Origin of the sequence: Sporolactobacillus putidus, from assembly GCF_014647035.1 — a bacterium.
Classification (GTDB): domain Bacteria; phylum Bacillota; class Bacilli; order Bacillales; family Sporolactobacillaceae; genus Sporolactobacillus; species Sporolactobacillus putidus.
In genome coordinates this window covers 1-9,711 of record NZ_BMOK01000026.1, presented here as the reverse complement: position 1 = coordinate 9,711, position 9,711 = coordinate 1, and the positions used below count along the sequence as shown (strand labels likewise).

General features: G+C 49.5%; 10 protein-coding genes. 9 read left to right on the top strand and 1 reads right to left on the bottom strand.

All coding sequences use genetic code 11. The annotated features are described in order from the left end of the window. Nucleotides 1-417 (top strand): IS3 family transposase (locus tag IEX81_RS16370; protein ID WP_188805306.1); only part of this gene is annotated, 417 nt, incomplete at its 5' end. Nucleotides 418-807: 390 nt separating this feature from the next. On the opposite strand, the gene IEX81_RS16365 is transcribed toward IEX81_RS16370, so the two are convergent. After that, entirely contained in the window at nt 808-2,169 is a 1,362-nt protein-coding gene (locus IEX81_RS16365) for an IS4 family transposase (protein ID WP_188805304.1), read from the bottom strand. A gap of 496 nt (nt 2,170-2,665) precedes the next feature. Between IEX81_RS16365 and IEX81_RS16360 the strand changes: the two genes are divergently transcribed. The 8 genes from IEX81_RS16360 to IEX81_RS16325 form a co-directional block, all read left to right on the top strand. Then, a complete protein-coding gene (locus IEX81_RS16360) occupies nt 2,666-3,895 on the top strand; it encodes a PTS fructose transporter subunit IIC (protein WP_188805302.1) in 1,230 nt (409 codons plus the stop codon). Between the two features lie 128 nt (nt 3,896-4,023). Next, entirely contained in the window at nt 4,024-5,040 is a 1,017-nt protein-coding gene (locus tag IEX81_RS16355) for a LacI family DNA-binding transcriptional regulator (RefSeq protein WP_188805300.1), read from the top strand. A gap of 69 nt (nt 5,041-5,109) precedes the next feature. Further along, entirely contained in the window at nt 5,110-5,883 is a 774-nt protein-coding gene (locus IEX81_RS16350; RefSeq protein ID WP_188805298.1) for a sugar phosphate isomerase/epimerase family protein, read from the top strand. After that, nucleotides 5,880-6,884, top strand: coding sequence for a sugar kinase (locus IEX81_RS16345; protein WP_188805296.1), 1,005 nt, complete (start codon nt 5,880-5,882; stop codon nt 6,882-6,884). The genes IEX81_RS16350 and IEX81_RS16345 overlap by 4 nt, the downstream gene beginning before the upstream one ends. Nucleotides 6,885-6,937: 53 nt before the next feature. Then, entirely contained in the window at nt 6,938-7,558 is a 621-nt protein-coding gene (locus tag IEX81_RS16340; protein ID WP_188805294.1) for an orotidine 5'-phosphate decarboxylase / HUMPS family protein, read from the top strand. 1 nt (nt 7,559) lies between these two features. Beyond that, the gene (gene hxlB / locus IEX81_RS16335; RefSeq protein ID WP_188805293.1) at nt 7,560-8,102 is read left to right on the top strand and encodes a 6-phospho-3-hexuloisomerase; all 543 of its coding nucleotides are present in this window, start codon (nt 7,560-7,562) and stop codon (nt 8,100-8,102) included. 76 nt (nt 8,103-8,178) lie between these two features. Further along, complete coding sequence (locus tag IEX81_RS16330; protein ID WP_188805290.1) at nt 8,179-8,925, top strand: transaldolase; 747 nt, start codon at nt 8,179-8,181, stop codon at nt 8,923-8,925. A gap of 139 nt (nt 8,926-9,064) precedes the next feature. After that, on the top strand, nt 9,065-9,711 hold a 647-nt coding region (locus tag IEX81_RS16325), incomplete at its 3' end, for a thiamine pyrophosphate-binding protein (protein ID WP_506003423.1).

The window sequence follows — 9,711 nt, the reverse complement described above, 5'->3', positions numbered from 1 at the left end:
AGAAAGGTGGTCGGATGGCATATGGAGGCCAACATGAAAAAGGAGCTGCCTCTTCAAGCCCTTACGATGGCCATAGCCCGACGCCATCCGCCGGAAGGCTTGATCCACCACTCTGATCGGGGCTCACAATATTGTTCCAACGACTACATTGAGACTCTTCAAGCCTGTAAAATAGCGATCAGTATGAGCCGAAAGGGAGACCCCTATGACAATGCCTGCATGGAGTCTTTCCATGCCACGCTCAAGAAGGATCTGATTTACAGACGGCGTTTCAAGACTCGGGCTGAAGCCATAAATGCTGTCAATCATTACATCAGCCAGCGTTACAACCGACACAGGAGGCATTCCACACTCGGTTACTGTTCGCCTGAAGCATTCGAAAAGAAATACGCTCAGACGATTGCCGACGTCTCATAATTGCCCCATTTGGGGTTGAGTGACGAGAAGTAGTCTCTTGTACTTCTCGTCACTCAACCCAGACCAAGCGCAGCGCGGTAGCTTTTGAGACAAGTGTCTTTCATTTCTAGGTGTCCACTTTCTTGACAGAAGTCCACGACTTTCTCCTGATTGGGTTCAGCTTTCTAAATTCGATCGAACTGTTGCGCATTGTCCGTCAACTGCACAACAGACCATTTCTCTAATTATAAAGCAGTAAAGGACTTTTTTATCATGAAATCTTAGATTGAATCATGGGGTGACTACATGAGTATATAACTATTTTTTTTACATGACGACTTAATTAAACGGAAGAACGCTGTTTGGGTTGCTCTGAGTAAACAACTTTATTTGTATTTATCAATTTTAAATTCAACTTTCGCAGCTCAAATTAGGTAGACAAACCTTGATGTAATGAGGCAAATGGTCCATCCATTGTTGGAGTTGACGAGTCACTAATTTTTTGATCGCTTTTTTTGTTTTTGTTAAAGCATCCTGTAGAATAGCCATCAGTTGCGTTAAGGCAACGACCCAATCCAGCTCGTTCATTTCGTCGCAAAGTTCATAAAACAGGCCACCCAGCGTCCGATCGTCCGTACTGCAGCGATTCTGCCAGGACAAGAGGATAAAACGAGTAAAGACAATCGTCGTATGACTAATCAGGAGATCATAGGATCGGCCCTGAAACTCTTTTTGAAGTTTGAGAAGAGACTTGGTTGCTTTGAAAAAAAGTTCAATATCCCATCTCATACCGTATGTCCGGATGATTTCCTGTTCCGTCAGGGTACAGTCGGTACTTAAAATGGCCAGCCACTCGCTTTGTTTATGACGATTTTGAACGAATACCACCTTGACCGGAACTTCGTTCGCCATTTGGGTACGAATCGAACGTAAAATGCCTTTGTGGCCGATCACCGGCTTAGCGAATCGATACAGCGTTTTTAATCCCAACCATTGCGAAGCGACCCGGTAACGTTGGTTGGTCGGCTTCACCATGCCAATGACGTGGATGCCTTGATCGGTCAGTGATCGAATCAGCGGCTGCTGGGTAAACCAGCTGTCCATCAAGACGTAGGACGCGTCAATTCCGCTGCGCAGAGCCCGGTTAACCATCTCAGGAATTTGGTTCGGCGCTGTTTGCAGAGCTTCCATTCGTCTCTTATAGCCGGAACAACGCTTGTCAATTGTTGGATTGATGTCATTAACTCGGGTTTTCTCTTTGTTGGAACTCAGTAACGAAAAATCAACCGGTATGAAGGTTGTCCCATCGGACCATCCCAAAGTTAACATACGGAATCCCTTATAGTGCCTTTTCTTCGCGTGATCAAAGCAATGGGCCAAGAGCTCGACCTTTTTACTGCGATTACGATAAAAGGACGAATCATCGACGATCAGCACCTTGGTATGATGGGCACGCGTTAAGTGACTGACTTTTGTGATCGTGAATACACTGAGTGCCAACAGAAATCGGCGCCAGGCAAACTTCGGATAATTTAAAAAGCGATAGATCGTGTCCTTGCCTGGCAAATCCGCGGCCTTATGGCTCTCCAGCAAGCGAAACCAGTTTTTCTGGGTGAAGCTCAGACGAAAAACGAGTTGAAAGAGAGTGCCGCAGGAAAAGCCGAAAGATTTAACGATGCCGGCCTGACGAAGATGTTTCAAGACTTGCAGTTCATCAAATGTTGCTTTAATTTCTTCAGGGAGTTGATTCTTTTGCATGAAATTCGCTATCATGTAGAGGACACCTTTTCTATTTGGTAGTGTATTGCGACAGATTCACTATACCAAAAAGTGAGGTGTCTTTCTATTGAGTCAAGCTTCCTAAGTCACAAACAGTGGAGCGTGTGATACTCAGCGTTTGACCGGATTTTTAGACTGCGAAAGTTGAGTAAACAACTTTATTTTGTAATGGAACAATTTTACAGCATAGGAATGCGGCTTCACGGCTTCATTTTTAAACAACTTTATTGTCAATGCACAACTGGGAAAATTCCCGCAGAGTGAAACATTTCTCTGAAAGGTAAACGCCTTCTCTCTATAGCCTAAAAGTATTATAAGCATATAATTAAAAATATGATGCGCACTCTCTGTACTGCGCATCATATTTTTTTTAATAATTTTTATGAAAGGGATTGCAAAATAAATGATAAGCGCTTACACTATAGGTGTTCAAAGTTGAGTTAGCTGTTAATCGATTTAGTTAATCGATTAACAGGAAGGAGGAATTAAAGTGAGCAAACAAAATACGGGAGAAAAAGTTGGCAGGAGACCGGGTGGGGCTATCGGTCATGAACTTTATGAGAGCCTGATGACCGGTATCCGCCATATGATCCCTTTTGTTGTCGGCGGCGGAATTCTGATGGCTGTTTCCTTCATGTTCGGCATCAATGCGGCAAAGCCGGGTGACCCGTCTTATAATCAAGTTGCTGCATTGCTTTATAGTATTGGACACGGGAACGGTTTTGCATTAATGGTTCCAATTTTGGCCGGTTTTATTGCTTACGGTGTTTCAGGTAATCTTGCTTTGGCACCGGGGATGATCGGCGGCCTTATTGCCACAAGCACAGGAAGCGGGTTTTTTGGAGGGATTATTGCCGGCTACGCCGCGGGTTATCTGATTTGCCTAATGAATCGCATTTTTTCCTGGTTTCCGAAGAGTTTAGTGAATCTACGCAATGTGCTTATCTATCCCGTACTCAGTGTCCTTGCCACCGGGACAATTATGTATGAAGTTGTTGCCTTTCCGATGAAAGCTTTTAATGACTGGGTGGTTTCGGTTTTAAGCAGTTTCAGCGGAACAAGCCTGGGCATTCTCGGTCTGATCCTCGGTGCCATGATGGCCGTGGACCTTGGGGGCCCGATCAATAAGGCTGCCTATACATTCGGCCTTGCCATGATCAGTTCGGGCAATTTCTATCCTATGGCAGCCATTATGGCGGGAGGCATGGTTCCGCCGATCGGCATCGGTCTTGCAACCGTCCTGTTTAAGAAAAAGTTTGACGCGTTTGACCGTGATCAGGGCAAGACTTATTTTGTGCTTGGCGCAAGTTTTATTACAGAGAGCGCTATGCCGGTTGCGGCTAAGGATGCTTTAAGAATCATTCCGTCGGGGATTGCGGGCTCGGCGGTTGCCGGTGCCCTGACCATGATGTTTCATATCGCACTTCCCGCGCCGCACGGCGGCATCTTTGTTCTGCCGATTGTGCAGGGAGGCCTGATCCAACAGGGCTTGTTCGTTCTCGCTATTCTGATCGGCGTTGTCACAACCGCGCTGCTCATCGGGGTTCTGAAGAAAGATATCATGCCGGAACAAAAACTTGAATCCGGCGGTTCTGAACAATGGGGTTTGCCGGCTGCCCGGGGCATGTTGCAGGCGGAACAACTGCAGGAGCACATCTATCCGGAAGATCCGGTAGTCCCGGATTTCAAACATTCAGCAGCAGGAAGCCACGCTAGATGAAAGCATAACAATGGAATTTCGAAGATTATGCGATTGACTTGATTTTGCTAATGAAAGCGCTATAATAATTGTGTTAGCAATCGATTAACAAGACTCTGGAACGTGAAGAAAGCCGCGGGTGATCATCAATGGGAAAAAACGAAACGCCAAAACATGCAACCATATCCGCTGTAGCCGAAGCGGCGGGTGTCTCAACAACGACGGTGTCACGATACTTGAACAAAAAGTACGAATACATGTCGCTGAAAACAAGAACCCGGATCGAGCAAGTCATTGATGAGCTGAACTACCGGCCCAGCAGCATCGCCAGAGGCCTGAAATCGAAGAAGACAAATCTTTTGGGTGTCGTCATTGCGGATATCGAGAACCCTTTCTCGTCTATCCTGATGAAAGGTGTTAACGATATCTGCAAGCAGCGTGATTACCACATGCTGATTCTGAACACGGATAACAGTCAGCAAAATGAGGAAGAGGGCATTCTGTCGTTGATTGATCATAATGTAGATGCACTGCTGATCAATCCGACCGGCTATTCCAGCACGATTTATGCCGAAATGAATCAAGAAGGGATACCGGTTGTGCTTATCGACCGTCAGATTGAAGAATTTTTATTTGATTGCGTGACGTCGAACAACTACGATGTAACCTTCCAGGCGACGGCTTACCTGATTAAAAATCAGTATACTCGGATATTTTTTGTCTCGGAAGCTATTAACAACATCAGCACCCGGTCGATCCGTCAACGAGCGCTTGAGGATGCGCTACACCGGAGCGGCGACAGTGCGCTGATTATTGATAAAAATAATCGTCTTGAGATCAAGGAGAAATTGATGCGGTTGAAAAGGCTTTATCCGCATGAAAAGATGGCGCTTTTCGCCGTAAACGGGCAGATGCTGCTCATTCTCCTGCAGATTCTGCATGAACTTCGCTGGTCCATTCCGGAAGAAATCGGCATCTACGGTTACGATGACTGGGGATGGGGCGAACTGATTCCGCCGGGCATCACGGTCATTCAGCAGGATCCTTACGAGATGGGCAGGAAAGCGGCGGAACTGCTGATTGACCGTCTAGAGGGCAAGCGGACCGGCGCGCCTGAGCTGTTCGAACTTCCAGCCAATTTAGTGATCAGGGGATCGACAGACTGACAGGTTAATTAGTGTTATTTTTTGTAATCGTTTTCGTTAATCGATACACATAGAAGGGGAGGGTTCCTGGTGAGAGATCTCTACATCAATACACTCGTTTATAAGAAACTATTGGATACCGGCATGAAAAAGCAGTCTGAACTGTTTGCGGATGTAAAAAGACTTGGCGCGTCCGGGATTGAATGCCGAAGAGAGTACTTTTTAGAAAACGATAAACTTGAAGATTTACAGCGATGCGGGGAGCAGGCGGCGCAGACCGGACTGAACGTGTTCTATTCCGTTCCTGAAAAACTGTTTGTAAACGGCGGAGTTTCCCCGGAGTTGGAGAAGTATTTCCGGGAAGGAAGAACGATCGGCGCGCGGAACATAAAGCTGAACATTGGCGAACCGAAAGGGATTGACAAAGTCGGGGCCCGGGAAATCGCGTGTCTGGTTGATTCTTATCAGATAGAGCTGACCATCGAAAATGATCAGACGTTGGAAAACGGACGACTGAATTTTGTTTCAGATACACTCAGACTCTTAAACGAGGTGTGTATTCCTGTCGGTTATACTTTTGATCTCGGAAACTGGCTCTGGCTGCACGAAGATCCGCAGGCTGCTGCAAAAAAAGTTGGTGCTCTGTCGACCGTTTTCCATCTGAAAAATGTATCCTCATCCGGCGGCTTGCATACAGTGCCTCTCGATGACGGAGAGATTGACTGGCGCCGGGCAATACGCGCATGCCCGGAAGACATACCGCTGGTTATGGAATACCCGATTGACGGTGGCGAAGCCATTGGACGGGAGTTTAATAAAGTAATAAATGCTTTAACTATTGCTAGGGAGGGGGCAAAATCATGAGTGAAGTGATCACAATTGGTGAACCGATGGTTATGTTTGTTGCGGATCAGAAGGGTGAATTGAGCAAGGTTCAACACTATACGAGGTATATCGCAGGTGCCGAAGTCAATGTGGCGGTCGGTGTTTCACGGCTTGGGCACAGTGTGTCGCTGATCAGCCAGGTCGGTGATGATCCGTTCGGCCAATACATCAGGCTCTTTCTGGAACATGAAGGTGTCGGAACAGAGAAAGTTTCGGTTCTTACCAGTCATCCGACGGGATTTCAGCTGAAAAGCAAGACCGATGTCGGGGATCCGGAAGTCGTCTATTTCAGAAAAGGGTCGGCCGCCTCAAAGATTTCTCCGGACGACATTGACCGAATTGATTTCTCGGGAGCTAAAGTGCTTCATATGACGGGCATCTTCCCGGCCCTCAGCCCTGAAACCTTTCAGGCCGCCCTGAATCTGATCCAAAAAGCGCGTGAACATCATCTGCTGGTCACGTTCGACCCGAACCTTCGCCCGACCCTCTGGAAAGACGAAGCGACCATGACGGCGAGAATCAATCAGCTAGCCGGTCTCTGCGATGTCGTTCTTCCGGGATTCAGAGAAGGCAAAAGGCTGACCGGGAAACAGACGAAAGAGGAAATTGCCGATTTTTATCTGAAAAACGGGGCAAAAGAAGTGATTATCAAGCTGGGAGATTCCGGTTCGTACTGCAAGAAAGAACGCCAGGACGGCGCGTTATCTGAAACCGTTGTCCCGAGTTTCAAAATCGATCATGTTGTTGACACAGTCGGCGCGGGCGACGGATTCGCGGTTGGCGTGATTACCGGGCTGCTCGAACATCTGCCGGATCGCGAACTTCTGCAGCGGGGCAATGCGATCGGCGCGATTCAAGTGCAGCATATCAGCGATAATGAGGGACTTCCAAACCGCGGGCAGCTTGACAGATTCATAAAGGAAAACGTGACAAAGTCTATCCCGTCAAAATCAAACGAGGAGACCTTTAACGTTATCTGAAACCGGGCATCATTAAGGCAAGTCATGACAGGTACAGAGAAGGTGAAGGACTGTTGAAACTCCAAATTGCGATTGATCGTGTTCCCCTTGATCAGGCGGAATCATTTGCGAGAAAACTGGCCCCTTACTCGGATATTCTTGAAGCGGGGACGTCCTTAATCAAGGACTATGGTGTTCAGGCACTTGCCGCGCTGAAAAAGGCGGCGCCGGACACCGCTTTGCTGGGCGACATGAAGACGATTGACGAAGGCGACTATGAATTTCGCCAGGGCTATCGGAGCGGTGCGGATATTCTGACCGTGATGGGAGCGTCGTCTGTAGCGACGATTGAAAAATGTTATCGGGTCGCAGAGCAGACCGGCCGTGAAATGATGATCGACCTTCTTGAGTGTGCGCCTGAGACAATCGGCCGGATCAGCGATTTTTCTAATGCGATTTACTGTTTGCACACTTCAGTGGATAAAGGCGCGACTGCCGATCCGAACGGCGACATTCTGGCTTTTAAAAAGCGGTTCCCGTCTGTCCGGAGAATCGCGATCGCCGGGGGCATTAATCTGGGGAGCATCGAAAAACTGAAGGAGTCTTCTCCCGAAATTGTGATTGTCGGTTCAGGGATCACAAAAGCCGGGGATCCGGCTTTAGCCGCACAAAATTTCAGAAAGGCGATGGCATGAGATGAGAACGGTTGATTTAATTGTGAATGAAATTGAAGATGTGATTCGCCAGGTGGATGAAAGCCAATTGGAGCAGGCAATGGCTTTGCTGGATAAGAACAGACGGATTTTTGTCGACGGCTCCGGCCGGAGCGGATTCCAGGCCAAGGGATTCGCGATGAGGCTGATGCACATCGGCTATACCTCATACGTGATCGGCGAGACGATTTCACCCGCCATTGCGGAGGGGGATGTTTACTTTGCGATCTCTGGTTCCGGGAAGACGAAAAACGTTGTCAATGACACGAAAGCGGCGAAAGCGAAGGGCCTGGCGATCATCGCGGCGACGAGCAAGCCGGATTCCCCGCTCGCTGAACTGGCCGACTGCACGATTGTTGTTCCCGGTGCGACGAAGAGCGATCAGAACCGGAAATCGGTTCAGCTGCTCAGCTCGCTCTTTGATCAGGCGGTTCATATTACGCTTGACGCACTTTGCCTGAAGCTGAGCCAGCGCGATCATACGTCTGAAGAAGATGCCGCCAGGATGCACACTAACGTCGAATAAACGGCGATTGGTTTTCAATACTAATTTTTTAGTTTGTCAATCTCGCAAGTAGACTTCATTTTAGGAGGAACTCATCATGGATAACAATCTGAAAGTGAAAATCTACGCGGATGGTGCAGTGCTGGACGACATGCTCTCCGCCTATCAGTCCGGTTTTGTCTCGGGCTTCACGACCAATCCGAGCCTGATGAAGAAGGCGGGCGTCACAGACTATGTCGCCTTCGCCCAGGAAGTGGTTGAAAAGATTCCCGATCTGCCGCTGTCCTTTGAAGTGTTTGCGGACGATTTCGAGACGATGGAAAAAGAGGCGGAAAAAATCCATGCCTTCGGCCCGAATGTCTTCATCAAGATTCCGATCACGAACACGAAGGGCGAATCGTCCATCCCGCTGATCCGCAAGCTGGAAGCCAAAGGCTATTCGCTGAATGTGACGGCGATCCTGACGATAGAACAGGTCGAGGCGACCGTGGAAGCGCTGAATCCGGAAGTGGAGAACATCGTCTCCGTCTTTGCCGGCCGGATCGCCGACACAGGGCGCGACCCGATTCCGTACATGAAAAAATCCGTCGCGATCTGCCGGGCGAAAAAAGGCGCAAACCTGCTCTGGGCCAGCTCGCGCGAACTGTTCAACGTCTACGAGGCGGACCGGCTCGGCGTCGATATCATCACCTGCACGCCGGAAATTATCGGGAAACTGAAGAAAGTCGGCAAGCCGCTCGAACAGGTCTCGCTGGACACGGTCAAAGCCTTCAATCAAGATATTCAGGCGCTCGGCTATTCGATTCTGACGGACTCGGAAAAGACGGTTCAGTCCGGCAAGTAAAGGGTTTCATAGATGGCGAAATCTGTATTTTAAGGTAAAGGTCATGATTCATTTATCTGTTCGTTAATCAAGTGTGCGGGAATTGGAACCACATTTCTACTCAAGTCTGATGAATAGCCATTAAGGGAGATGCACGATGATGACAACATCTATTGAACAACTGTCGATCGATACGATCCGCACGCTGTCGATCGACGCGATCGACAAGGCCAATTCCGGCCATCCGGGGCTGCCGATGGGCGCGGCGCCGATGGCCTACACCCTCTGGGCGCAAACGATGCGCCACAATCCGGCCGACCCGAAGTGGTTCAACCGCGACCGGTTCGTCCTGTCGGCGGGGCACGGCTCGATGCTGCTGTACAGTCTGCTGCACCTGTTCGGCTACGGCCTGCCGCTCGAGGAACTGAAGCAGTTCCGCCAGTGGGGCAGCCGAACGCCGGGTCACCCGGAATACGGGCATACGGCCGGGGTCGAGGCGACGACCGGCCCGCTCGGGCAGGGGATCGCGATGGCGGTCGGCATGGCGATGGCTGAAGCCCATCTGGCGGCGACGTACAACCGGGACGGGTATGACGTGATCGATCACCGGACCTACGCGCTCTGCGGAGACGGGGACCTGATGGAGGGGGTGTCGGCCGAGGCGGCCTCGCTGGCCGGCCGGCTGAAGCTCGGGCATCTGGTCGTCCTCTATGATTCCAACGCTATTTCTCTGGACGGGAAACTCGATAGGTCGTTCACGGAAAACGTCCGGCAGCGCTTCGACGCCTACGGCTGGCAGACGCTGCT